Genomic DNA, 25,287 nt, shown 5'->3' on the forward strand with positions numbered 1-25,287 from the left:
GATGAATCACCATGAGCGACGTTTCATTTGAGCAAGCGATAAAACAGTTAGAACAAATAGTTGTGCAACTTGAACAAGGCGATTTGCCTCTAGAGCAAGCCTTAGCGCAATTTGAACAAGCGGTAAAATTATCCCGTTTAAGCCAACAAAAATTACAGCAAGCCGAACAGAAAGTAAGTCAACTACTGGCCCAACAAGGTCAGGAGCAATTAGCTGAGTTCAAACCGCAAGAGGATAATGTGTGAACCTTAGCCAAGTGTTAGCACAAACACGGGCTGATATTAATCAGCAACTTGAACAGTTGTTACAACAACGCCAGGCGGTTGCTGCACCATTAAATAAGGCGATGCACTACGCCTTAGTGCTAGGTGGCAAGCGGGTACGACCTTTCTTGACCTTACAGGTGGGAGCCATCTGTGGGGCGCCAATGGCGATGCTACAACGAGCCAGTTTAGCTATTGAATGCATCCATGCCTATTCATTAGTACACGATGATTTACCGGCGATGGACGATGATGCCCTGCGCCGTGGCCATCCTACCTGCCATATTGCGTTTGATGAAGCTACCGCAATTTTAGCCGGTGATGCCCTGCAAACCTTAGCTTTTGAGCTCATTAGTCAGGCTGATGCAGCAGTAGCGCCAGCCCAACAATTACAAATGGTACAGATGCTTGCGCAGGCTAGTGGCGACTTAGGTATGTGCGGTGGTCAAGCGCTCGATTTAAGTGCTACCGGTAAAGCCCTCAGCGAAACCGAATTAGCTCAGGTTCACATTCATAAAACGGGTGCATTGATTCAAGCAGCGGTAAAACTGGGGGTGCTGTGTGGCAGCCCTGCCGCACAGCACTATTTGGCTGATTTTGACGAATTCGCCTATAACCTCGGCTTAGCCTTTCAGGTTCAAGATGATATTTTAGATGTGATTGGCGATACCGCCGCGCTAGGTAAACAGCAAGGTAGTGACATAGCTGCAGATAAAGCGACTTATGTCCGCCTGTTGGGTCTAGAGGGTGCGATTGAACGACGTGACCAACTTCATCAGAAAGCACTTCATGCCTTGGCGAGAATCCCTTACAATACCGAAGTATTGGAAGCATTTGCAGATCACCTGCTAAACCGGAATCATTAACATCATGACGTCTTCACGTAAGCCAGCATCACCTAATGCACCAGCAGCTAGCCAGCGCGCTGGGGCTGCTAGTTTGTTAGATCACATCGACACGCCTGCCGATTTAAGGCTATTAAGCCCGCGGCAACTGCCACAAGTGTGTGCTGAGGTACGTGAATACCTGCTTAACTCAGTGAGTCAAAGTAGCGGTCATTTAGCGTCAGGGTTAGGCACAGTAGAACTGACAGTAGCCTTGCACTATGTCTATCAAACGCCCTACGACCAATTGGTCTGGGATGTTGGTCATCAAGCCTATCCGCACAAAATTCTGACCGGCCGCAAACAGCAATTGCCGACCATTCGCCAAAAAGACGGTTTGCATCCCTTCCCATGGCGTCCTGAAAGTGAATACGACACTTTAAGTGTCGGGCACTCTAGTACTTCTATTAGTGCGGCCTTAGGCATGGCGACTGCAGCTCAGCGCGAGCAGAATAATCAAAAAGTGGTGGCGGTTATTGGTGACGGCGCCATGACTGCCGGTATGGCTTTTGAAGCCATGAATCATGCTGGTGATATCAAACCTGATATGCTGGTGATTCTGAATGACAACGACATGTCTATTTCAGAAAACGTGGGTGCGCTGAATAATCACTTAGCACGAGTGCTTTCGGGTAAGGTGTATACCTCTATTCGTGAAAGCGGTAAAAAGCTTCTGCAAGGCATGCCTGGCATTCAGCATCTTGCCAGCCGAGCCGAAGAACATATGAAAGGCATGGTCGCACCCGGCACGATTTTTGAAGAATTAGGGTTTAACTACATTGGGCCTATTGATGGTCACGATGTTAACTTACTGGTAGAAACCCTACAGAATATGCGCAACCTTAAGGGGCCACAGTTTTTGCATGTGGTAACTCGTAAAGGCAAAGGTTATGCGCCGGCCGAGAAAGATCCTATTGGCTATCATGGCGTGCCTAAGTTTGACCCGAGTCAAACCTCTTTACCGAGCAAGCCAGCCTCAACTCCATCGTATTCACAAGTTTTTGGCGATTGGCTGTGCGAAATGGCCGCACAGGATGACAAGCTGATGGCGGTCACTCCCGCGATGCGCGAAGGTTCAGGCATGGTTGCCTTTTCTCAACGTTATCCACATCAGTATTTTGATGTAGCCATTGCCGAGCAACACGCGGTGACCTTTGCTGCGGGGTTAGCTATCGGTGGTTACAATCCGGTAGTAGCTATTTACTCAACCTTCTTACAGCGTGCCTACGACCAACTTATTCATGACGTTGCCCTGCAACAGTTACCGGTATTATTTGCTATCGATAGAGCCGGCATTGTTGGTGCTGACGGCCCTACTCACCAAGGTGCTTTTGACATCAGCTTTATGCGTTGTATTCCTAACTTGGTGATCATGACCCCAAGTGACGAAAATGAATGCCGTAATATGCTGTATACCGGCCATTTACTGCAACAACCAGCCGCTGTACGTTATCCCCGCGGCAATGGTACTGGCGTTGCCATGGACGAGAGCATGCAGCAGTTACCTCTGGGTAAAGGCAGAATTGTTCGTTCTGGAAAACGCATTGCCTTGTTGAATTTTGGCACCTTATTAGCCGAAGTCATGACCTGTGCTGAGGAGTTAGATGCAACGGTTGCTGACATGCGCTTTGTCAAACCACTAGACACCGAGCTGCTTGATGAGTTAGCCGCCAGCCATGATCTTTTAGTGAGTGTCGAAGAGAACGTCGTGGCCGGTGGTGCCGGTTCAGCCATCCTTGAATACTTTGCCGCGCAGCCCGTGAGTAGCAACCAGCAGCGTGCACGAGTATTACCAATAGGCTTACCAGATGAGTTTATTAAGCATGGTACGCAAGCTGAAATCATGGCCGAATTAGGCTTAGATGCAGCTGGTATGATGGCTCAAATCAAACGCTGTTTAGGTGACTAATTAGCAGCTAAGTTACTAGCGCCCAACCCAAATAACTTAAATGGATAACTGCGGCGCTAGCCAGTCCAGCCACTAAATCATCAGCCATAATGCCTAAACCGCCGTGCAGATGACGATCGCACCAGCCGATAACACTAGGTTTGCGAATATCAAACCATCTAAAGAGCACGAACGCAGCCAATAGGTTATACCAAGTTGCGGGCAACGCATACATGGCAATCATGTACCCGGCAATTTCATCCCACACAATCGCTGGATGATCATGTTCACCCATCGCTTTTGCGGTAAACTGACAGATATAAATCCCTAACCAAGCAGCCAGTAGCATCACCGCCAAATAGCCCCAGCTCGGCAAATACTGCATCGCCAATATTAACGGAATGGCTGCTAGTGTACCAAAGGTGCCAGGCGCCTTGGGCAGCAAACCGCTACCAAAGCCAAGCGCTAAGAAATGAACAGGATGTTTAAGTAATTGCCCAGAAACAGCGCGGCTCATGATGGTTACACACTAGGCTCTAAGGGGCTAGCGAAGTGCTCGTAGCCGGTGTTTGTTTCAGGTAACTGCCAAGGTTCACCTTGCAAGGTCAGCTGCAATGCTTCAGCTTCGTTAGTGATTCGGCCAATGCAGACAGGTTTACTTGCAGTATGAGCCACTAAGGTATCAAACACACCACGTTGGCTTTCTGGCACAGTAAAACAAAGCTCATAATCGTCACCGCTGGTGAGCGCATAGGCTAAGGCTTGGTCTTGCGTCAGCGTTTCAGTGAGAGCTAACGACAGAGGGAGTTCATCCAAGCTGATTTTGGCACCCACGCGGGAGCCTTTGAGTATGTGCTTTAGATCCGCTAACAGGCCATCAGAGACATCAATGGCACTACTGGCTACGCCCCGCAGCGATTGCCCTAAGGCAACCCGTGGCGACGGAAAATACAAGCGTTCGGTAATCCGGCGATAATGTGCGTCGGAGACCTGCTGGCGGTGTTGTCGTGCAGCTAAGGCTAAGCCAGCATCGCCTAAAGTTCCGGTCACATACAACCAATCGCCGGGCTTGGCACCGGTTCGTTTGATGGCACTGCCGTGAGGTAATACCCCGTGAGCAGTGACTGTCACCGCTAATGGGCCTTGAGTGGTATCACCGCCGATTAACTGACAACCGTAGTATTCACAAATTTCGCGCAAGCCATGGGTAAAGCCTTGTAACCAATCTTGATCAATAGACGGTAAGGTTAGCGCAAGGCTGATCCAAGTAGGCTCAGCCCCCATAGCAGCTAAATCACTAAGATTCACCGCTACCACTTTATGACCAATAGCGCGCGCAGGAGTATCTTGGTCAAAGTGCACACCGGCCACCATGGTATCGGTAACTACCACCAATTGGTTGCCGGCATCGACAGTTACCACCGCCCCATCGTCACCAATGCCTAGCTCAACGTCATCTCGTTGCTCCATGCGTTGACTGAAATAGGTATCGATCAGATCAAACTCAGCAAAGGCCATAAAATATCTTATTTACGAGCGGGGCGCAGGCTATCAATGGCTTTATCAAGCACACCATTAACAAAGCGATGACTATCATCAGCACCGAAGGACTTAGCTAATTCAATCGCTTCGTTAATAGCTACCTTGTAGGGCACATCCAAACGTTCACGCAATTCGTACGCAGCTAAACGTAAAACCGCACGTTCCACCTGATCTAAGTCTTTTAATGGACGATCTAAGAAGGGCTCAACGGCTTGATCTAAGCTGTTGGACTGACCGGCAACACCGCGCACCAATGCTAAAAAATAATCTACATCTATCTTGCTGGTGTCGTTATCCGTTAAAAATTGCGCCTCAATATCACTCATACTATTTTGTGATAACTGCCATGAGTAAATTGCCTGGATGGCAAGTTTTCTGGCTTTACGGCGTGCAGCTGGTTTCATTACTTTAACTCTCTGTGGGTTAACTGGTTACGTTAACTGAACCTTTAAATAGGAATAAATAGCCTGCGTGGGCTTATAGTAAAGCTTAAAGCTGGTCTAATACATTGACCATTTCAAGGGCGCTTAGTGCAGCCTCAGAGCCTTTATTACCAGCCTTGGTGCCACTACGCTCAATCGCTTGCTCAATGCTATCTGTGGTAATAATGCCAAAAGCTACCGGAATTTCATGCTCCAGCGCTACTCGCCCTAAACCGCTATTACTCTCACCGGCAACAAAATCAAAGTGTGGCGTACCACCGCGAATCACAGCACCAATCGCAATAACTGCATCAAAGTTGCCACTTTTCGCTAACTTTTTGACTGTTAAAGGAATTTCGTAGGCACCAGGTACGCGAACGACAGTAATGTCATCACTGCTTACTTGGCCGTAGTGTTTCAACGTTGTTAATGCGCCTTCTAATAGGCTATCAACAACAAAATGGTTAAACCGAGAAACCACAATACCGAATTTCTTACCCGGCGCGGCAATACCACCTTCAATGATTTTCATAGGGAGCTGTCCTTTACAAATTTTGGCGCGATAATAGCACAAAAATCAGTTTCAAGCATGTTGAGGATTCTTGCCAACGGCGTGAGCAAGTTTTGCTTTGACCTTAGCAAGTTCACTGTCGATATCTCCGGTCACCATATAGGCCGGAGTGATTTCAATCACTTTACGAGAAAAGTCTAGGGCCACAGGGATTACCGGCACTTGCGCTGCTTTGGCCATATGTAAAAAGCCTTTTTTCCATTCTGTGACTTTGGTGCGTGTTCCCTCTGGGGATAAAGCTAATATCAGATGCTCGCGTTGCTGAAACTGTTCGACCATTTCGCCAACCACACCGTGCGCGGTTCGGCGATCGACAGGGATGCCCCCTAGCCAGCGCAGCAAGCCATTCACAGGAAATCGAAAAATAGTATGCTTACCGAGGTAGCTTAAGTTTAGACCTAACGCCAGCATCCCAAATACCCCAATAAAAAAATCCCAGTTGGAGGTATGGGGGGCGACAGGAAAAATGCCTTTGCGCACCTGGGGTAAATCGCCAATCACTTGCCATCCCCCCAATAGGCGCAAGCCGACACGCCCTACCCAACGGCTAAAACCATTACCACGCAACGGAAAATCCCCACGTAGTGACGCAGGGATTGGAGTTTGTTGCTCATCAGCCACAGTTGGCTTAGTCACTGTCAGGTCGGTCATGCCAAGGCCTTTGCCTTAATCCTTCGCTAACAACGCCGTGCGTAAGCTCTCTAACTTGAGCTTAACCCGACGGATATTATCAGGCCCCATGCGCAGCATCTGTTTTTGTGCATCAGGCAGGGCCTCAAGCGTTGGGTCCGCATAACGGTACATCACAGAGTCATCATTCAATTCAATCACAGTGCCTACCGACGGAGTTGCGAGCAACGTATCAATCGCATCTAACAATACTTGTTGTGGGTATTGATCCGGGTAACCAATTTCATCCAACGCCTCTTGAATCAGTGGCTCATAAGTCTCCATCATATTCGTCAGTACCACACCGTCTAAACTTACAAACCAATCTACCAGAGTGTTGTAACGATCATAACTACGAGGATCGATATACAATTTGCCATTCTGCTCTAGCACTTTGAACTGGGCTGTCGGGCCTTCAATCACTGCTTTATCACGAATCACTGCGCCATTACGCAAGTTATCAATAAAGACCACAGCATCACGAATCAGTTGTGGTGATTTTAGTGGTGCTACATCAACACCCGCTTCTGACAATTCAGCAACTACCGGAGCAGTGCTGTCAGCCAAGGCTGGTAAAGACGGTGCTGGCGGCGTTTCTGGCTCAGGCTCTAATTCTACCGTGTCACTCGGCTCAGGAATGAGTTCTGGCTCCACTTCTGGCTCAACTGGGGTGATTACTTCCGGCTCGGTAACCACAGGTTGAGGTTGCACCGGTGGCGCAACCACGGTCTGCTGATCAGCATCGCGAACCAACCAAAAGACAACTACAAGCGCTACCACGAGCGCAATAATCAAACCGACAATAATTTTGCCTTTGTGATCTTGAGGTGGTTGGTTTGTGTCTGTCATTTACTTTCCCTATTTGGCTTTAACATGGTCAGGTTATAGTTGATCACGCTCGGCGCGGCAAAATACCAGTTCGGTAGCGCTAGATTGATCGGCATTAAAACGGTAACCCGCCTCATTGAACTGCTTTAGCTCAGCAACTGATTGCGGACGCTTACTCACAATATATCGCGCCATCATACCGCGTGCTTTCTTCGCCCAAAAACTAATCACTTTATAGGTGCCGTTTTTCTCATCTTTAAATACTGGGGTAATCACTTGAGCGTGCAAGCGCTTGGGTTGGACACTACCAAAGTATTCTTGCGAAGCTAAGTTGATTAAAACGTCATCGCCTGCCGCCGCTAAATCTTCGTTGAGTTGGTCGGTAATTTCATCCCCCCAAAACTCATAAAGACTCTTACCCCGGGCGGTGTCTAACTTGGTCCCCATCTCTAAACGATAGGGTTGCATTAAATCTAACGGCCGCAATACTCCATATAGACCAGACAAGATACGTAAATGTTCCTGAGCGTATGCAATTGCCTCAGCATCAAGTTTTTCTGCAGCTAAACCGGTGTACACATCACCGTCAAACGCATAAATTGCTGGCCGTGCATTGCTGCTGTTAAACGGCGTGTGCCACTCGGCAAAACGCGCAGCATTTAAGCCAGCTAATTTATCGCTAATTTTCATTAACTCACTCAGTTGCTGCGGTGACAGTGCTTGGCAACGATCTACCAACTCTTGCGCACGTTCAAGCATGCGTGGCTGACTGTGCTCAGTCGTTGGTAAGACGCTGTCATAATCTAGGTTTTTAGCGGGCGATAATACAACCAGCATAAATAGCTCCTTAGCTTTCTGCTATCCGTTCAGCAACTAGGGTAAAGCCAATGCTCTAAGGCATTGGCTCGAGGTCTTCACCTTCTTTCTCGATTTCTGGTGGCATCAAATCTTCACGACTTACGCCCAACGCTAATGCTAACGAGCTGGCAATGTAAATCGATGAATAAGTACCAACAACAACCCCAAACAGCAATGCAGTAGCAAAGCCATGAATCAGTTGCCCACCCATAAAGAACAAGGCTAACAGCACTAAAATGGTCGTTAACGAGGTCACCACAGTACGGCTCATGGTATCCGTTAAGGCACCATCAATGGTTTCTTCTGAAGTGCTATTACGGTATTTACGAAAGTTTTCCCTAATCCGGTCACAGACCACCACGGTGTCGTTAATGGAGTAACCGATAACCGCTAGCAATGCTGCCAATACCGTTAAATCAAATTCTAATCCAAGTACCGAAAATAATCCTAAGGTTAGGATCACATCGTGAGCCAATGCCCCGACAGCGCCCAAGGCTAAGCGCCACTCAAAGCGCAACGCAATATAGACAAGAATACAGAGTAGGGCCGCTAACATAGCTAAACCGCCCTGTTCGGTAAGCTCATCACCTACGTTTGGACCCACGAATTCAATTCGGCGCATATCTACCGAACCCGAGCTCTCGGCTTGCAATAAATTAAGTATTTGGCTACCTAATTCTTGAGCCTTTACACCTTCTTGCGGCTCAATCCGAATCAACACATCTTGCTGGGTGCCAAAGTTCTGTACCACAGCTCCGCCAAAACCATTGGCATCCAGTGTTTGTCGAATCGAAGACAAATCAGCAGGCTGGTCGTAACCTACTTCGATTACGGTACCACCGGTAAAATCCAATCCCCAGTTCAGCGAGTTGGTGCTGAGTGAAAAAATCGACGCTAGCAGCAGCAATCCGCTAAATAACCAGCTGAGTTTACGATACCGCATAAAGGGTATGGTTTTATGAGTTTTTATTAATTCATGCATTCGTGTGGCCTCCTATTGCCGACCTTGTTGCATCGACAATTTACACCGACAACTTATCAATTCGTTTGCCACCCCAGACTGCATTAATCACAGCACGGGTTCCTACAATCGCAGTAAACATCGAGGTAATAATCCCGATAGCTAGCGTAATCGCAAAGCCTTTAACTGGCCCTGTACCTACCGCAAACAAAATAATCGCGACAATCAAGGTGGTAATGTTAGCGTCTAGAATAGTCGAGAACGCACTATCGTAACCATGATGGATCGCTTGCTGCGGACTTCGTTTGTCTTTGATTTCTTCTCGAATTCGCTCGAAGATCAGCACGTTAGCATCTACCGCCATACCTACCGTCAAGACAATACCGGCCATACCTGGCAAGGTTAAGGTAGCGCCTGGGATCATCGACATAACCCCAATGATCAACACCAAGTTTGCGGTCAGGGCTAAGTTTGCGACCATGCCGAATTTCTTGTAGTAGATCACCATAAACAACACCACCAAGAGGAAGCCCCAAACGATAGCTTGAGTACCTAAAGCAATATTTTCTTTACCCAAACTTGGGCCCAAGGTGCGTTCTTCTACGATTTGAATAGGTGCAATCAACGCCCCTGCGCGCAATAGCAAGGCGAGGTTTTGCGCTTCTTGTTGCGAACTAATACCGGTAATGCGGAAATTACTACCTAGACGCGCTTGAATGGTCGCAATGTTGATAACTTCTTCATACCGCTCGAGCTTAGCACGGCCGTTTTCATCGCGTTCGCCCGTAGCTTTAAACTCAATAAACAGCGTGGCCATTGGTTTACCAATGTTATCGCGGGTGGCTAGTGACATCTTGTCACCCCCCGGGCCATCAAGCGAAATGCTCACTTGCGGACGCTGGTTCTCATCAAAGCCTGAGGTGGCATTAATAATATGATCACCGGTAAGAATCACGTCTTGTTTTAATAAGGCGTTACCACCGTTGCGGTTACTGAATAGCTCGCTACCAAAAGGTACACGACCCATTTCAGCATCACGGATGCTGTTTTCATCGTCAACAAACCGGAACTCTAGAGTGGCCGTAGCACCCAAGATTTCTTTGGCTCGAGCAGTGTCTTGTACCCCAGGTAATTGCACCACAATCCGTTCAGCGCCTTGACGTTGTACCAGCGGTTCAGCAACCCCAAGTTCATTAACCCGGTTACGTAAAATAGTTACGTTTTGTGAAATCGCGTAATCTTGCGTTTCTTTCAATTTCGCTTCGGTCATCCGTAAGCGCAGCTCTTGCGTCGCTTCGTTATCAAGTACCGTATAGCCAGGGTAACGATTGTTGATAAAGCGTTCCGCTGCCGCATAATCATCGGCAGTACGTAAGGTAACGACGACATCATTACCATCACGCACTACACTGCTATAACGAATCCGCTCTTCGCGCAGCTCGCTCCGCACGGTATCACGTTGTTGATCTTGAATTTTGCGCATGGCCTCTTGCATATCTACTTCCATCAAGAAATGCACCCCACCACGCAAATCCAAACCTAACTTCATTGGCGAAGCTCCTAGGCTTTCTAGCCAATCAGGAGTCGCCGGCGCTAGGTTCAAGGCAACAATATAATCCGTGCCTAACGCTCTAAGTAGAGCATCACGAGCTTGTAACTGTTCTTGGTCTGAATTTAAGCGTACTAAAATCTGGCTATCTTCAAGCACCACCCCTTTGGGGCTAATAGCTTGTTCGGCCAGCGTCTCTTCGACTTCTTTTAGCGTGCTCATATCAACCGTGGCATTACGGCTTGCTGAAATTTGTACGGCATAATCTTCACCATACAAGTTTGGCAATGCGTACACTGCGGCTATCGCCAAAATGACAACAACCAGCAGGTTTTTCCAGAGCGGAAACTTATTTAACACGTTGTATCCTTAATCTCTGCTTACAGAGATTTCATCGTACCTTTTGGCAACACAGCTGTGACAGCAGATTTCTGTACGGTAACTTCCATACCTTCGGCAACACTAATCACCATAAAATCTTTGTCGTCAGAAATTTTACTGATACGGCCAACAAAACCACCATTCATCAGTACTTCATCACCTTTGCTGATGCTGCTAATTAGTTCTTTATGCTGTTTTACGCGTTTTGCTTGTGGACGGTAGATCATGAAATAGAAGATTAAACCAAACATGACCAACATGAAGATAAGTTCCATGCCGCCACCTTGTGGAGCTGCGCCATCTTGTGCATAAGCAGTAGGAATCAAGAAATCCATAAAACCCTCTTTGTTTATAGTTGTAGTGAATCTGATTAGAGATGGGGCTAAATGTATAGCAAACAAGCCCTACTCGGCAATTTTTAACGAATGGCAGGCATTCTAACGAATTTCTGCTTAAATAGGGAGTAAATTGGCGTACACTCTATCGCTAAGATTCGTTCATTAATCAATTACTATGCGCTAAAGCAATGGATATCAACACATTATTCTACTGGGTAGACCACATGGGTATTGCTGTTTTCGCAGTATCTGGAACCTTATTGGCCTTTCGTAAAAACATGGATGGCTTTGGCGTTATTGTCTTGGCTGCCGTAACTGCTATCGGTGGCGGTACCACGCGCGATTTGATTTTAGATCTACCCGTGTTCTGGGTTTACGATACCTATTATCTCTACACGATTCTAACGGCCGCATTATTAACTATTCTGTGGTTACGTTTTCGTGATTACATTCATCAAAAGACCTTACTGATTGCGGATGCGGTGGGGTTGGCGTTTTTTACTGTGATGGGCGCACAAAAGGCCATGCAAGCCGGCTTTGATCCCTTAATATGCATCATTATGGGTACCGTAAGTGCGTGCTTTGGTGGCATGCTACGTGATGTCCTTGCCCGCGATGTCCCGATGCTTTTAAAAGGTGAACTTTATGCAATCACCTGTTTAGCCGGTGGCTCAGTCTTTGTGCTGGTGGCCAATTATTCGCAGAGCATTGCGATTGTGTTGGGCTTGCTCACCACTTTACTGTTACGCTTAGGCGCCATCCGCTGGCATTGGTCGTTGGTTGTGTTTCATGAGCACCATGATGGGCATCGCTAGCCATGCTTAGCACCAGCGTCGCTATCTTAATCGCCATTACCTATATTGCCGTGTTGTATAGCATTGCCTACCGTGGCGAGCGTAAACCCCCCAACCAAATTAAACCTTATCGCTACGCTTTAGCGCAGGGCATCCACTGCACGACCTGGGCGTTTTACGGCACCATTACGCAGTCGGCTTATTTTGGTTGGGCCATGGCGCCAACCTACGTCGGTGCCATGCTGGTGTTCTTGTTTGCACACCGCCTTCAATTGCGTTTATTACATGCCTGTAAACAACAAAATTTAACCTCTATTGCCGATGTTATCAGTCATAGATACGGCAAGTCATCGTGGCTGGCAGTTACTGTTGCCAGCATCGCATTGATCGGAATTGTGCCCTATATTGCACTGCAATTACGTGCCGTTACTGGTAGCTTTGCCGCTGTAACAGGTCTGGCAGAACGGCCGATCCCATGGTTTGGCGATGTTGCCGCTTTGGTGGCATTGGCCATGATGATCTTTGCTATTTTATTTGGTACTCGGCGCATGAGCTTAGCTGAGCAACATTCGGGGCTCATGGATGCCGTGGCGTTTGAATCCGTGGTTAAGCTGTTAGCTTTTATGGGCGTGGGCGCCTACGTTAGCTATGTGATGTTTGATGGGGTTAGCGACATCGTCATGCAGGCAGCGCAAAGCCCCGCCATTCAACCTATTCTGCAAGGACAACCCGAAGGCGGCTTCGTTTACGTTACCCATGTGTTGTTGGGTGCGATCTCGATGTTTTGTTTACCCCGACAATTTCATGTCAGCTACATCGAAAATACCGACCCAGAAGAACTTCGTACTGCTCGCTGGGCTTTTCCGCTGTATTTATTCGCAATTAATCTTTTTATTCTACCGGTGGCTCTAGCGGGGCTTTTATTAGTGCCAGAAGCGAGTCGCAGTGATACCTTTATGATTAGCTTGTTATTACAAGCAGAACAACCTTTGATAACTATGGTAGCTTTTATTGGTGGCCTAGCCTCAGCAACCAGCATGGTGATTATTGCCACGTTGGCGCTGAGTATCATGATGTCTAACGATGTGGTGATGCCTTTGTGGCTGAAGGCTTCTCATCAACGCTTGCGTAACTTTAGCTTTACCCCAGCGCGGGTGTTACGTATTCGTCGCAGTACCATCATTGTGATTATTAGTTTAGCCTATGGATTTCATAAGCTTACCGAAGCTAATTTGCCCTTAGTTAACGCCGGTTTATTATCGCTCGCCTTACTGGCTCAATTAGCGCCAGCTTTATTAGGTGGGATGCTCTGGCAACGGGGCAACCGGATCGGTGCCGGCGCTGGTATTTTGGCAGGTACACTGGTTTGGGCTTTTGCCCTATTGCTACCCTCCATCCAAAGCCACCGTAGCCTGAGCGATAGCGATCTAAGTTATGGCGTATTTTTAAGTTTAGCCTGTAACTTGCTCCTCTACGTTGTGGCCTCGTGGCTTTTCAAAGCATCAACGATTGAGCACCAACAACGTCGTCAGTTTACCGACCCTACTGGCGGTCATCCTGAGTTATACCAACACCAACCCATTACTTGGGGTCGAATGCGGCAACTGTTGGCACGGTTTTTTGATGCCCTAGAGCTGGAACGCTTGAGCGAGCGTTTACAACAAGATCTAAGCTTGGCAGCTGCTGATGAACTCGTCCCTGGCGCGTTATTAGCACGTATTGAACGTGAGCTATCGGCCGTTATTGGTAGCGCGGCTAGCCGCATTTTGTTAGATGCAGTAACACAACAACCGGGCGTTCCAATTGCGCAAGTGGTAACCTGGGCGACCCAAGCCTCACAGCTGTATAAATTTAATCGTGAACTATTGCAGGCCTCGGTAGAAAACATTCCGCAAGGGATCAGTGTTATCGATCAAGAATTGCGTCTCGTTGCCTGGAACCGACGTTATTTAGAAGTTTTTAAATACCCACCGGGGTTATTACAAGCAGGAATGCCAGTAGCTGATTTGTTGCGCTACAACGCCGAACGAGGCTTGATAAATGTTGCAGATGAACAAGCCATCGCTAACGAAGTAGAAAAACGCCTGAATTACTTGAGACAAGGAAGTGCCTATCGCTACCAGCGTGAACAGGGAGACCAAGTAATTGAATTACAGGGTGCGCCCATGCCCGGTGGTGGTTTTGTCACCACTTATACCGATATCACCGAACTCGTTGCTGCACAGCGCGCCCTGCAACAAGCCAACCAAGAATTAGAGCAGCGTGTCAACGAGCGTACTGCTGAGTTGTTACAAGCAAAGCAAGCTGAAGAGCGAGCTCACCAGAGTAAGACAAGGTTTTTTACGGCCGTAAGCCATGATCTGATGCAACCTTTTAATGCGGCCACCCTATTCGCCGATATGTTGTCGCAGCGGGTTCCAACTGAGCTGGCTCAGTTGGCTCAACAGCTACAGCAATCGTTGCGTAACGCAGAAGAATTACTCACCATGCTGTTAGAAATGACTCGCCTAGAAGCTGGTAACCTGCCGGTCAGCAAGCAGCGCGTAGTATTACACGATATCATTCAACCTCTGATTGATAATCAGCGGGTGATTGCTGCCGACAAACAATTAGAAGTTCGTTACGTACCAAGCTCTGCGGTAGTGGTAAGCGATCGTAAAATGCTGAGCCGAATTCTCCAAAATTTACTCTCAAACGCGGTTCGGTACACCGATCAGGGAAAGGTGTTAGTGGGTATTAAGCGCGCTGGGACACAGATCAATATTCAAGTAATTGATACTGGTCGTGGTATTCCTGTTGACCAACAGGCAGATATTTTTCGAGAGTTTCATCAAGGCAACCAAACCGGCGATAATCCAGGCATTGGCTTAGGTTTAGCGATTGTTGAGCGGATGTGTCGACTTTTGCAGATCCCGTTACAGTTATACTCGCGCGAGGGGCAAGGCACGTGTTTTAGCTTAGCTTTAGCATTAGAAAGTTGGCAGCCAGCTAACATTCATCCAGTCGCAACTCCGGCCTCGTTAAACGAACAATTTATACGCGGACGTAATATTTGGTTAGTTGATAACGAACCTCAAGTATTAAGCGCAATGCAACAATTACTCAGCAGTTGGGGGGCTACTGTCTTAGCGGCGAGTAAACGTAGTGAGCTACCACTTAACCAGACAGCACCCGACTTAGTTATTTTTGATTACCATTTAGACCAAGGCGATACCGGAATCGATATACTGGTGTGGTTACGAGGGCATTATCGAGATGCTAGCCTGCCGGCAATTATCAACTCAGCCGACCCAGATGACGTGTTACGTGAGCAAGTTTTCGCAGAACAGGCCTTTTTTATTAGTAAACCAACCAAGATTGCAGCTCTAAAACGCCTGATTAAGCGCCTGCTACCTTAATGATCCTGTTCATCGGGTGAATAAAGCATTTGTTTAAAGACGACCCCAGCCTGGGTGCGGTTAATCACATTCAGCTTACGCAAAATGGCTGACACATGCTGCTTTATCGTCGTTTCTTGCACATTCAGTTCATAAGCGATTTGCTTGTTCAACATGCCGTCTGCCAAACATTCTAGCACCCGGTATTGATGTGGAGTGAGCTGCTCGAGGCGCTGCGCAAAATCAGCACTGGCATCAGTTTCATCAGCACTCACAGCAGCTAATAAGTGTTCTGGTAACCAGGTTTCACCGGCAAGCACCACTTGCACAGCCTGCTGTAATTCAACTAAAGGTAAGGATTTGGGGATATAAGCGCTAGCACCATAATTCATCGCTTGGCGCATCACGGTAACCTGCTCGTTGGCTGAAACCACGACCACCAGCACTTCTGGATAACGATGTCGCAACGACACCAACCCCGTTAAACCACGGTTACCAGGCATGGTTAAATCGAGTAATACCAATTCAATTTGTGGGTTTTTTGCCAGTAACTCCAGTAGTTGCTGAAAATTTGCGGCTTCTAAAATAGGATCTGAGAGGGTATCACGCAGGGCTTGAGTTAACGCCGCACGAAACAAAGGGTGATCATCAGCAATAATTGCGCGAGCCATAGCTAAGTTATCAGTTACCAAAAGACAATCACTCATGCTAGCGCGTCCTGCTAAAAAAGTCAGCGGTTACCAGTAATTATCTACTGATAACCGCCAAGTGGGATTAGAATTTGTATCCCACAGTCAGGGAGACTGTTCTTGGGTCGCCGTAATACGCAACAATCGCATCATCGCCAAAGGTTGGCCCAAAGTTGTAACCACCAACACGATATTCTTCATCGGTTAGGTTCTTACCGTGTAGCCCCACATGCCAGTTACCACCGTTCTGATACCAAACTAGGCTGGTGTTAACTAAGCTGTAACTGCCTTGGTCTAACATTGATGGCGCTTCAAACATTTGGGTTTTGCCACGATAAGAATAGTTAGCTGACCACACGATCTGGCCCACTTCCGTATCAAAGGTCTTGTTGAAACCTAAGCTACCGGTCCATTCAGGCGTATTGGCAAATGACCAAGCATTGGTAACATCGGTGGTATCACCCGTGGCTGGCTCGGTATAGACGACTGAATCAAATTCAGCGTCGATATGACCCAACATAGCAGTGATATTGAAGGTGTCAGAAAGCGCAATCACACTCTCCACTTCAAAACCTTGCACCGTTGCTTGACCAGCATTAAGCACTTGCGAAGATACCCCTGATGGCACCACGCGCTGTACTGTCACTTGCATATCTTGGTAATCTGAATAGAACACGGAGGCATTCAAGCGCATCATGCCATCCATTAACTCAGATTTCATACCTACTTCAAAGGTATCTACGATTTCTGGATCATAAGGCTCAGAAATGGTTGGGTTTAGCGATTGGTCAGCACGCATGTCAACACCACCAGACTTAAAGCCATTACTGTAGCTACCGTACACCATCATATCGTCGTTGAGCTTATAATTAAGCGCTACGTGCGGTGAAAAACGGCTCCAGTCAGCTTTAGTGGTAAAGTCTGAGTTAACGGCAAAAGGTGTGCCAATATTTTGGTCATCTCGGTTAATGTAGTGCACACCTAGGTAGGTGATCCGTGATACATCAGCCTCTTTCTCATCTTTGGTATAACGGCCACCCAAGGTCAGAGTCAACTGGTCGGTAAAGCGATAGTTACCTTGACCAAACAGCGCCACACTATCAGTCTGTACACAACCGCCGTTATCGATGGTAACCCCACCCAACGCGGCTAAGTACATGGGGAGTACGGTACCAAACACACCACAGGCTTCGCCATCGTAGAAATAAACTCCACCCACAAAGTCAAAATTATCATTGTTACTGTAGTTTAACTGAAACTCTTGCGTGGTTTGGTCATCTTCATAAATGGCAGGCACCATGAAAATCGGCTCGCCGGTAGAGTTAAAGTCAATATTAGTATTGGTGTAGCCTTCACGGCGGGCTGTCACTGATTTAAAGCCCCAATTGGCATTGATATCCCAATCAACAACCATCGAGTAACCTTCAGTTTCAACCAAGTTATCCGTAGGCATAGCGGTATTTGAATCATACACGTTATCGTAAGGAGTTTGCCCGGTCACTAAACTCGTCACTAGGCGATGGCCGCCTTTAGAATTTGATTCATCTTTGGTTTTGTCATAAGAAAACTTCACACTCAAATCTTCGGTGGCTAGCCACTTCGCACTCAAGCGCCCCGTCATTAAGTCTTTGTTATAGTTTTCTTCACCAGTATTGCGGAACTCACCAAAACCATCGCGCTGCAACGAAGCTAGTGCGCCACCAACAAAGAAATTATCGCTTAGGGCGGTTTGTCCGGATAGTTTTAAGTCACGTTGATTGAAGCTACCCACAGTACCCTGCACGCTGAGCTCGTTGTAGCCAGTCAACTCTTTAGTGACATATTTCACCGCACCACCGATGGTGTTTTTACCGTACAAAGTGCCTTGGGGACCGCGCAATACTTCAATACGCTCAAGATCGAACACTTCTAACACCGCACCTTGTGGACGCGCAACATAAACATCGTCGATGTAGACGCCAACACCAGGCTCAAATCCCCACAACGGATCTTGCTGACCCACCCCACGAATGTAAGCAGTTAGAGTGGAGTTAGTACCACGGCTTACCTGTATGGTAGCGTTCGGAACTCGTTGTTGGAGCTCGGTAATATCCTCGACACCAACCTCTTCTAAGTCGTTCGCACTAAATGAACTTACTGAAACGGGCACCTCTTGCAGGTTCTCTGTCTTGCGACGTGCGGTTACTTCTATACGTTCTAAACCTTTAAACTCGTCACTAGCAGCGGTATCGGCTTGCTGTGCCATAGCTGGCATCATCATCACCGATGTAATGGCGATTGCTACTAATGAGCGGCGAAACTTGGGTTGACTCATGATGTCGATCTCCCGGTTGTCTATGTTGCTGTATTGATAGATTGTTATTTTATTTACCCGGTGGTAGCTGCTGGCTCCGTTGAGCGAAAGCTGGCTACAACCTGATGCTTGTATGCATTGTTAGGTCATGGCCTGATTAAACTAGCTTAAAGTTTGAGCTTTGTATTCTGTACGTTAGTACTATGTTATTTAGCGAGGCAATATCGCATCATCAGCCACATAAGTGCAAAGTCAATCAGGTCATGGCCTTCCTGATAGCTCACTCGATAACGAGGTAACTGCATGTTAAGCATGATCGGTTTAGTAGGCGGGCTCGCTCTGCTTATTATTCTCACCCTGCGGGGAATGAACTTATTTATCAGCGCACCTTTGTGCGCGGTGGTCGTGGCCTTGTGCAGCAATGTGCCATTGTTTCAAGGCGAGGTAAACTTTGTTAGCGCCTATATGAGTGGTTTCGCTAGTTTTGTCGCTGCTTGGTTCTTTATGTTTTTATTGGGCTCAATGTTCGGTAAGTTCATGGAAGATACCGGCGCCGCCGATAGTGTGGCCAAATGGATCATCACCAAACTCGGGCGCAAGCAAGCTATGCTGGCAGTGGTGCTGGCTTGTGCTATTTTAACTTACGGTGGTGTGAGTGTGTTCGTGGTTGCCTTTTCGGTTTATCCGATGGCTCTATCACTGTTTAAAGATGCCAATCTGCCGCGCCGATTTATTCCCGCCGCATTAGCTTTTGGCTCGGTTACTTTCACCATGACCTCGGCCGGCTCACCAGAAATTCAAAACTGGATCCCGATTCAATACCTTGGCACCTCTCCCTATGCCGCTTGGGAAGTGAGCTTATTAGTAGCCGTGTTGATGGCAAGCTTTGGTTATTGGTGGCTCAATCGCCTGATCAGCAAAGCCGTTGCTAATGGTGAAACCTTTCATAGCCGCGCTGATGACCCACAGCAACAAGAGCGTGAATTACCATCACCGCTGAGCGGTTTAGTGCCCTTAATTGTGGTATTGACGTTAAGCTTTATCTTTCATGATGAGCTTAAACAAAATGCGTTAATCATCGCCCTTACCGGTGGCGTCTTAAGCATTGCTATCATCAATCGTAAATTCTTCCAGAACCTTTCCAATGCTATCAGTGAAGCTTCAACCGGCGCTCTGGTAGCTATCGGTAACACGGCAGCTGTGGTGGGCTTTGGTAGCATTGCAAAAATCACCCCAGCTTTTGAGCAAGCAGTTGCCATCATGACCAACTTACCCGGCAACGAACTGGTGGGTGCCGCGGTAGCTGTCAGTGTTATCGCTGGCTTAACAGGCTCTGCCTCTGGTGGCCAAGTTATTGCGTTACCGGTACTAGGCCCGCACTACATCGACGCTGGCGTTAATCCGGATCAACTCCACCGGATTGTTGCGATTTCTTCTGGCGCACTCGACTCTTTGCCACACAACGGTTACGTGGTCACGACCATTCGCGGTATCTGTAAAGAAACTCATCAAGCTGCCTATTGGTCGGTTGCTGCAGTCACTGTAGTGGTGCCGCTGATGGGGCTAGCGGTGGCTATTGGTTTATTCATTTGGTGGTAGGATAAGCAGGAATAACTATGTTTGAAACAACAACTCACGCAACCCCGCAACACCCAGCTGCCATGCAACGCAGCCAGTTGCTTATTATCGATCTACTCCGGCACGCTTGTCGGCGTCATCCGCAGCAAAAGATTGTATCGCGCCGATTAGAAGGAGATATTCATAGCTACACTTATGTCGACTGTTATCAGCGTAGTTGTCAGTTGGCTCATGCTTTAACCGAATTAGGTGTGCAGCCAGGCGATAACATTGCCAGCCTCGCATGGAATACTTATCGGCATGTCGAACTCTATTATGGCGTTAGTGGTATCGGTGCCGTCTTGCATACTGTTAACCCACGCCTGTTTGCTGAACAAATCAGCTGGATTATCAATGATGCTAAAGATACTTGGTTGTTTGTTGATTTGAGCTTTATCGATTTAATCACTGAGATAGCCAGCCAGCTTAGTAGTATCAAAGGGATTATCGTGTTAGCCGATAGCGCCCACCAGCCTGCGCTCACCAAAGTAGCGCAACAGGTCCTCAACTACGAGCAACTGATCCAACCGCAACCCAACCAGTTTGACTGGCCAGCGCTGCATGAAGATAGTGCTGCTTTGTTGTGCTACACCTCAGGCACCACAGGCAATCCCAAAGGCGTGCTTAATTCTCATCGCGCTATGGTGCTGCATGCCCAAGCTACCGTCAGCCATGAACTGCTAGACTTGCGAAGTGACAGCGTACTGATGCCGATGGTAGCCATGTATCATGCTGGGGCTTGGGGTGCGCCCTACGCAGCTCCGCTAGCCGGCTGTAAATTAGTCCTCCCTGGCGCTGGCATGAGCGGCGAAGCCATGTATGAGCTTATTTCTGAGCAACAGGTTACGCTTGGTCTCGGGGTGCCTACTATTTGGTTAACCTTGCATAATTACCTTGCCGAGCAGCAAGCCTCGGTACCATCACTGCAGCGAGTTTGTGTTGGTGGTGCTGCATCACCCTTGGGCTTAGTAAAAACCTTCGCAGAGCGGTATAACATTTACTGGCAACCTATTTGGGGGATGACTGAAACGGGTCCATTAGCTTGTTCGGCACCACCAGAGCCGGAGCTTATGGCATTACCCAAAGAGCAACGTTATGCCATTCAGACCACTGCTGGTAGAGCCTGTTTTGGGGTTGATATGATCATCGTCGATGCCGACGGCAAGCCATTACCTCACGACGGCGAAAGTAGCGGTGAGTTACGGGTGCGTGGCCCCTGGATTGCTGCTAGCTACTACCAACGCGAAGACCCTGAGGTGTTTGTTGATGGCTGGTTAGCTACCGGCGATATCGCAGTAATAGATCCGCATGGCTACATGAAGGTAGTGGATCGCAAAAAAGATGTGATCAAAAGTGGCGGTGAGTGGATCAGTTCATTAGAAATTGAAAACATTTGCAGCCAACATCCCGCCGTCAACGAAAGCTGTGTGATCGGCGTCAAGCATCCGAAATGGGATGAACGGCCGTTATTGCTGGTGGTTCCCAAAGCCAATACTGAGTTGAACAAGCAAGACATTTACCAATTCTTACAAGACCGCATTGCCAAGTGGTGGCTGCCTGATGATATTCTGATTGTTACAGAGCTACCCCATACCGGTACCGGCAAGCTCGTTAAAAATGAGCTACGCAGACAGTATCAATATTACTTAATGGAGCAATCTTCATGATGAATGCAAGTATACGTGTAAGTTCCCCCCTAACTGCGGTAGTTGGTTTGCTACTAACCGTTGCGCTACTCGCTGTTAGCCCAAACGCCGATGCTGCAGAGCCATTACTGGTTGAAAAGAAAAGCTTTACTACTCGCAATTTTGCTACAGTAAGTGGTGAGGTGATTCCTGAAGTAACCGTAGGCTGGGAGGCATACGGCGAACTCAATGCAGCCAAAGACAATGTGATTCTTATTACCCACTTTTTTTCAGGTAACAGTCATGCCGCCGGCAAATACACTCCTGAAGACCCCCTACCAGGTTATTGGGACGCTATCATAGGCCCAGGCAAAGCCATTGATACCAATAAGTATTATGTGGTTAGCTCAGATACTTTAGCCAATGCTTTTCCGGGCTTGCCCCATGTGATTACTACCGGCCCAGCCTCGCTTAACCCTGCTACCGGTAAGCCCTATGGTTTAGATTTTCCGGTGGTCACCATTCGTGATTTTGTTAATGTACAACATGCGTTATTAGAGAGCCTCGGAGTAACCTCGCTGCACGCAGTAATTGGTGCCTCGATGGGCTCTTTGCAGGCGATTGAGTGGGCAGCTGCCTATCCAGATATGGTTGAACGTATGGTTTCGGTGATTGGTACCGGAGCTATGGATGCTTGGACCATAACAGCCCTTGAACATTGGGCGCGTCCGATCAAAGCGGACCCAAACTGGAACCAAGGCGACTATTATGAAGGCGAGAAACCCCTAGTAGGACTCACCAGTACCTTAGCTATGATCACTCAGCAAGCCATGCATCCACTTAGTATGAACATGCGAGCACCGCAACAGCCGGTGTTACCTGAGGCAGGTCTAGCCAGCGTAACCAACAGTTTACCGGCCTTAGATTTTCTATTTAATGCTGCAGCTGGGCAAGCCCCCTTAGCCGATGCTAACCATATTCTCTATCTTGTACGAGCTAACCAATTGTTTGTAGCTGGGCACGAGCAAGATTTAGCAACTGGGCTGGCCAAAATCAAAGCTAAAACCTTATTCTTACCGGCCAAAAATGATTTGCTATTACAGCCGTATATGGCACAGCAGAGCGTTAAATTGTTACAAGCCCAAGGCAAAGATCCTCAGTATGCTGAAATCGAAGGTATTTGGGGACACTTAGATGGTATTTACAGTATTAGCAGTAAAGCAGACCTGCTCGCTGAGTTTATTAATTCTCCAACCGCAACTAGCAACTAAAGAGTAGATGCGCAATAAAAAAGCCAGCGAGCTCATCAGGCAAGCTGGCTTTTTATTGTCACTAACTTCTGGCTTAGTTAAGGCATTAGCCTCCAAACAGGCCCTTTAGCTTATCCTTGACCGAATCTTTGAGCTTGTCTTCCACTTTGGCCTGTAGCATCTCTTGCAGTTGCTGGTCACGTTGCTCGGCATCACCAAGCAGGCCTATTAATTGCTCTAGATCCGCCTGATTCTCACCCAAAAATCCATCACTTTGCTGCTGCAAGCTACCACTAAATTCAGCTAATTGGGCTTTTCCAGCAGCCATGGCGGACGCCTTTAACGCATCGCCTAACTGACGATCTAAATCTGAGCTTAAGTTAAACGACGGCTGCAGCAATTCACCACCAATATCAGCACGAATATCCAACCGTTGTAGACCTTTCAGTGCATCAGCTAAAACTTGAGTCCAACGATTATCAGCTTCAGCAAGCACCTCTAGTTGAGTTAACTTGACTACCCCGCCGCCATCAAATTGATTATTACGCAAGCCAATAGAGCCCTCGCTATCAAGCAACGCTGATGCAATAGAAGCGACAAACTCACTACGCTCGCTCAGCGCCAATTGCTGCAGTTGAATCCCTTGCACTTGCCATTGTTGTTTGGCATCTAATCCATCCACGGTAAAGGCCATTTCACCATTAAGATTAAGTGCTTGCCACAAGGCCGAGTTATCAGCTCGAGCAATAAAGGTGGTAGGCTGTCCCAATTGTTCATGTTGATGCGTGATATTGCTCCAATTCACGTCGAGTAGGGTGTCATTCCAGACAAATTCGGTGATAGCTTTTTTGATTAAAAAGCTTGGTGGCTCTGACTTATCCGTAAACTCAAACCAAATTCCCTCACCTCGTTGTGGTTTAACCAATTCTTCATTTGCTGATTTGGCTAACATCGGCGCCAACTGTTCGTAAGCTAATAAAATATATTGGCTCCACTGACGCATTTGTTCACCAAATAACACTGCGGTAATTTCATTCAACCCTTCGCTATTGAGCTGAATCAGTTGCTCAACCCGCGCTAAATCTTGTTCCGGTGCATCTTTAACGCGCTCAACATCGGCTTTTAACACCTCTACCGATTGCTCAACTACCGCTTTGAACTCTACCAAGCGCTCACGATCGGCCTTAAACTTAGCTTGTAACGCCTTTAATTTATCTCGCAATTGTTGTAATTGCTGGGGCGTCTCAACCTTGGTATCTGTAAGTGCTTTTAGTTCTGCTTGGTAAGACTTTAAGTCTTCTTCGCTGGGAATATTAGCTTGCGCCTGTTTGACTCGCTCCTTTTGCTCAGCGAAGTTTGTCTTGGCTGCAGCAATCGCAGCCGGTGTCTGTAAATCGACCCGCGCCACTATCTCGTCAACGTCTGGCAATTTCACATTAAGCGAGTCTAAGCCTTGTTTCGCCCACGTAGACAGCTCATCTTTACTTGGTGCTTGGTAAACTTCACCGGCACTAGCTCGTTGTTGATGAACCCGAATACCACTGCTCACCACTTCTTCAAAATGAAACCGCCCCAACAGCAATTGCTCGACATTCAAATTGCCACTGATTTGGCCAATTTGCAGACGGTTGAACTCTGGCTGACCAGGATCCGTCACTTCAATCCCAGTTATTGTTAGACCGAGCGGTGACCAGCTATGTTCGACCTTAGCAATATTCACTTCTGCGCCATTGAGAGTGCCCACCGTGCGTTCCAATGTCCAACGTAAAATGGTGTCTAGCAGCAGCCACGAAAAGGCCACCAGCAGCGCACAAATGACCACGAAAGCAGCTAAGCCAGGCCAACGAATAGCACTTTTACGAACGGGTTTGGCAGTTGTTTTAGTCGTCATCAGCTTACCCTCGCAAGTTTGCGTAAATGGTCCAGAACTTGTTTGCTTTAAGCAGTTGCACAATGCGTAACTTATTAAACCAAGTCTGAATACGATGCCGGTACTGGGTCACAATTACAGCGCTAACCACGGCTAAAATTGGCGCAAAAGCTAAACTGAGTAACAAGCTACCCAAGGTAATGGTGTGCTGGAATTGTACGACCCGCCAAAAGGCCGATTGATACATGGCTTGCCAAAGTGGCTGCCAGCTTTCGTGAGCTAGTAAATAATAACCAAATTGGTGAAACAGGGGATCAAGCAAAAAGGCAATGCCTGAACACAGGATAAAACTTAAAATAAAACCGGTGAGGTTTACTCGAAAGATTAAAGCGATCAGTAAAATCACTAAATTATGCACCCGCCACAATGGTGTGAACCCCATCATCATCCCTAACACAAAAGCGAAGGCGAGCGCCCATACTCCCGATTCAGAGTTGAGCGCCTTTAAAAATTTCGCTAACAACGTCAACATAATCTAAGCTCCAAGCTATATTGGTAATCTCAAGAATAGCTTAACTAAAATCTAAGAGCTAAGGAAACAAACAATATTTACCAAAA

The 25,287-nt window shown here is 47.6% G+C and carries 22 protein-coding genes; 8 read left to right on the forward strand and 14 right to left on the reverse strand.

Annotation, left to right across the window (positions count from 1 at the left end; genetic code table 11):
* Nucleotides 1-11 precede the first annotated feature (11 nt).
* Genes ACQ661_RS06255 through dxs form a run of 3 tightly spaced genes read left to right on the forward strand, consistent with a single transcriptional unit; the run spans nucleotide 12 to nucleotide 3,056 of the window.
* Complete coding sequence (locus ACQ661_RS06255) at nucleotides 12-245, forward strand: exodeoxyribonuclease VII small subunit (protein ID WP_110075809.1); 234 nt, start codon at nucleotides 12-14, stop codon at nucleotides 243-245.
* Entirely contained in the window at nucleotides 242-1,129 is an 888-nt protein-coding gene (gene ispA, locus ACQ661_RS06260) for a (2E,6E)-farnesyl diphosphate synthase (protein ID WP_431667960.1), read from the forward strand. Before ACQ661_RS06255 ends, ispA begins: the two co-directional genes overlap by 4 nt.
* Before the next feature lie 4 nt (nucleotides 1,130-1,133).
* Nucleotides 1,134-3,056: a 1-deoxy-D-xylulose-5-phosphate synthase gene (gene dxs, locus ACQ661_RS06265; protein ID WP_431667961.1), complete on the forward strand. Its 1,923-nt coding sequence runs from the start codon at nucleotides 1,134-1,136 to the stop codon at nucleotides 3,054-3,056.
* Between the two features lie 7 nt (nucleotides 3,057-3,063).
* Here dxs and ACQ661_RS06270 read toward each other — a convergent pair whose 3' ends face one another.
* The 10 genes from ACQ661_RS06270 to yajC all read right to left on the reverse strand — a co-directional run bounded on the left by ACQ661_RS06270 (nucleotide 3,064) and on the right by yajC (nucleotide 11,151).
* A complete protein-coding gene (locus ACQ661_RS06270) occupies nucleotides 3,064-3,552 on the reverse strand; it encodes a phosphatidylglycerophosphatase A family protein (protein ID WP_313932825.1) in 489 nt (162 codons plus the stop codon).
* Nucleotides 3,553-3,557: 5 nt separating this feature from the next.
* Nucleotides 3,558-4,553 carry a thiamine-phosphate kinase gene (gene thiL / locus ACQ661_RS06275; protein ID WP_431667962.1) on the reverse strand — a complete coding sequence of 332 codons (996 nt, stop codon included), beginning with the start codon at nucleotides 4,551-4,553 and terminating at the stop codon, nucleotides 3,558-3,560.
* A gap of 8 nt (nucleotides 4,554-4,561) precedes the next feature.
* On the reverse strand, nucleotides 4,562-4,981 hold the full coding sequence (gene nusB, locus ACQ661_RS06280) for a transcription antitermination factor NusB (protein ID WP_153826193.1): 420 nt from the start codon (nucleotides 4,979-4,981) through the stop codon (nucleotides 4,562-4,564).
* Nucleotides 4,982-5,066: 85 nt separating this feature from the next.
* Nucleotides 5,067-5,531: a 6,7-dimethyl-8-ribityllumazine synthase gene (gene ribH, locus ACQ661_RS06285; protein WP_110075815.1), complete on the reverse strand. Its 465-nt coding sequence runs from the start codon at nucleotides 5,529-5,531 to the stop codon at nucleotides 5,067-5,069.
* Between the two features lie 51 nt (nucleotides 5,532-5,582).
* Entirely contained in the window at nucleotides 5,583-6,221 is a 639-nt protein-coding gene (locus ACQ661_RS06290; protein ID WP_431667963.1) for a 1-acyl-sn-glycerol-3-phosphate acyltransferase, read from the reverse strand.
* Between the two features lie 15 nt (nucleotides 6,222-6,236).
* Entirely contained in the window at nucleotides 6,237-7,088 is an 852-nt protein-coding gene (locus tag ACQ661_RS06295) for a DUF3014 domain-containing protein (protein WP_431667965.1), read from the reverse strand.
* A 33-nt stretch (nucleotides 7,089-7,121) separates the two neighbouring features.
* Complete coding sequence (gene yaaA, locus ACQ661_RS06300; RefSeq protein ID WP_153826196.1) at nucleotides 7,122-7,904, reverse strand: peroxide stress protein YaaA; 783 nt, start codon at nucleotides 7,902-7,904, stop codon at nucleotides 7,122-7,124.
* A 55-nt stretch (nucleotides 7,905-7,959) separates the two neighbouring features.
* A complete protein-coding gene (gene secF / locus ACQ661_RS06305) occupies nucleotides 7,960-8,907 on the reverse strand; it encodes a protein translocase subunit SecF (RefSeq protein WP_110075819.1) in 948 nt (315 codons plus the stop codon).
* Between the two features lie 40 nt (nucleotides 8,908-8,947).
* Complete coding sequence (secD, locus tag ACQ661_RS06310) at nucleotides 8,948-10,795, reverse strand: protein translocase subunit SecD (protein WP_162014554.1); 1,848 nt, start codon at nucleotides 10,793-10,795, stop codon at nucleotides 8,948-8,950.
* Nucleotides 10,796-10,815: 20 nt separating this feature from the next.
* Nucleotides 10,816-11,151 carry a preprotein translocase subunit YajC gene (yajC, locus tag ACQ661_RS06315; RefSeq protein ID WP_110075821.1) on the reverse strand — a complete coding sequence of 112 codons (336 nt, stop codon included), beginning with the start codon at nucleotides 11,149-11,151 and terminating at the stop codon, nucleotides 10,816-10,818.
* A gap of 197 nt (nucleotides 11,152-11,348) precedes the next feature.
* Here yajC and ACQ661_RS06320 point away from each other — a divergent pair, with 197 nt between their 5' ends.
* Nucleotides 11,349-11,969 (forward strand): trimeric intracellular cation channel family protein, encoded by a 621-nt coding sequence (locus ACQ661_RS06320; RefSeq protein WP_431667997.1) that lies wholly within the window; start codon nucleotides 11,349-11,351, stop codon nucleotides 11,967-11,969.
* A gap of 2 nt (nucleotides 11,970-11,971) precedes the next feature.
* Nucleotides 11,972-15,346 carry a hybrid sensor histidine kinase/response regulator gene (locus tag ACQ661_RS06325; RefSeq protein ID WP_153826199.1) on the forward strand — a complete coding sequence of 1,125 codons (3,375 nt, stop codon included), beginning with the start codon at nucleotides 11,972-11,974 and terminating at the stop codon, nucleotides 15,344-15,346.
* Here ACQ661_RS06325 and ACQ661_RS06330 read toward each other — a convergent pair.
* Together ACQ661_RS06330 and ACQ661_RS06335 are read right to left on the reverse strand one after the other, a co-directional pair.
* Nucleotides 15,343-16,032, reverse strand: coding sequence for a response regulator (locus ACQ661_RS06330; RefSeq protein WP_431667966.1), 690 nt, complete (start codon nucleotides 16,030-16,032; stop codon nucleotides 15,343-15,345). The two genes, ACQ661_RS06325 and ACQ661_RS06330, sit on opposite strands and share 4 nt — an antisense overlap.
* Before the next feature lie 67 nt (nucleotides 16,033-16,099).
* Nucleotides 16,100-18,328, reverse strand: coding sequence for a TonB-dependent receptor (locus tag ACQ661_RS06335; protein ID WP_313932818.1), 2,229 nt, complete (start codon nucleotides 18,326-18,328; stop codon nucleotides 16,100-16,102).
* Nucleotides 18,329-18,610: 282 nt separating this feature from the next.
* Between ACQ661_RS06335 and ACQ661_RS06340 the strand changes: the two genes are divergently transcribed.
* Genes ACQ661_RS06340 through ACQ661_RS06350 form a run of 3 tightly spaced genes read left to right on the forward strand, consistent with a single transcriptional unit; the run spans nucleotide 18,611 to nucleotide 22,820 of the window.
* On the forward strand, nucleotides 18,611-19,906 hold the full coding sequence (locus ACQ661_RS06340) for a GntP family permease (protein WP_431667967.1): 1,296 nt from the start codon (nucleotides 18,611-18,613) through the stop codon (nucleotides 19,904-19,906).
* Nucleotides 19,907-19,923: 17 nt separating this feature from the next.
* Nucleotides 19,924-21,591 carry a long-chain fatty acid--CoA ligase gene (locus tag ACQ661_RS06345; RefSeq protein ID WP_313932816.1) on the forward strand — a complete coding sequence of 556 codons (1,668 nt, stop codon included), beginning with the start codon at nucleotides 19,924-19,926 and terminating at the stop codon, nucleotides 21,589-21,591.
* Nucleotides 21,588-22,820 carry an E22 family MetX-like putative esterase gene (locus ACQ661_RS06350; protein WP_228759473.1) on the forward strand — a complete coding sequence of 411 codons (1,233 nt, stop codon included), beginning with the start codon at nucleotides 21,588-21,590 and terminating at the stop codon, nucleotides 22,818-22,820. Before ACQ661_RS06345 ends, ACQ661_RS06350 begins: the two co-directional genes overlap by 4 nt.
* An 85-nt stretch (nucleotides 22,821-22,905) precedes the next feature.
* Here the strand turns inward: ACQ661_RS06350 and ACQ661_RS06355 are convergent, their stop codons facing one another.
* Both ACQ661_RS06355 and ACQ661_RS06360 read right to left on the reverse strand, forming a co-directional pair.
* On the reverse strand, nucleotides 22,906-24,690 hold the full coding sequence (locus tag ACQ661_RS06355) for a TIGR03545 family protein (protein ID WP_431667969.1): 1,785 nt from the start codon (nucleotides 24,688-24,690) through the stop codon (nucleotides 22,906-22,908).
* Nucleotides 24,691-24,694: 4 nt separating this feature from the next.
* Nucleotides 24,695-25,201, reverse strand: coding sequence for a TIGR03546 family protein (locus ACQ661_RS06360; RefSeq protein WP_313932814.1), 507 nt, complete (start codon nucleotides 25,199-25,201; stop codon nucleotides 24,695-24,697).
* Between the last annotated feature and the right edge of the window lie 86 nt (nucleotides 25,202-25,287).

Source organism: Pseudidiomarina sp. WS423 (assembly GCF_050750165.1).
Taxonomy (GTDB): domain Bacteria; phylum Pseudomonadota; class Gammaproteobacteria; order Enterobacterales; family Alteromonadaceae; genus Pseudidiomarina; species Pseudidiomarina fusca.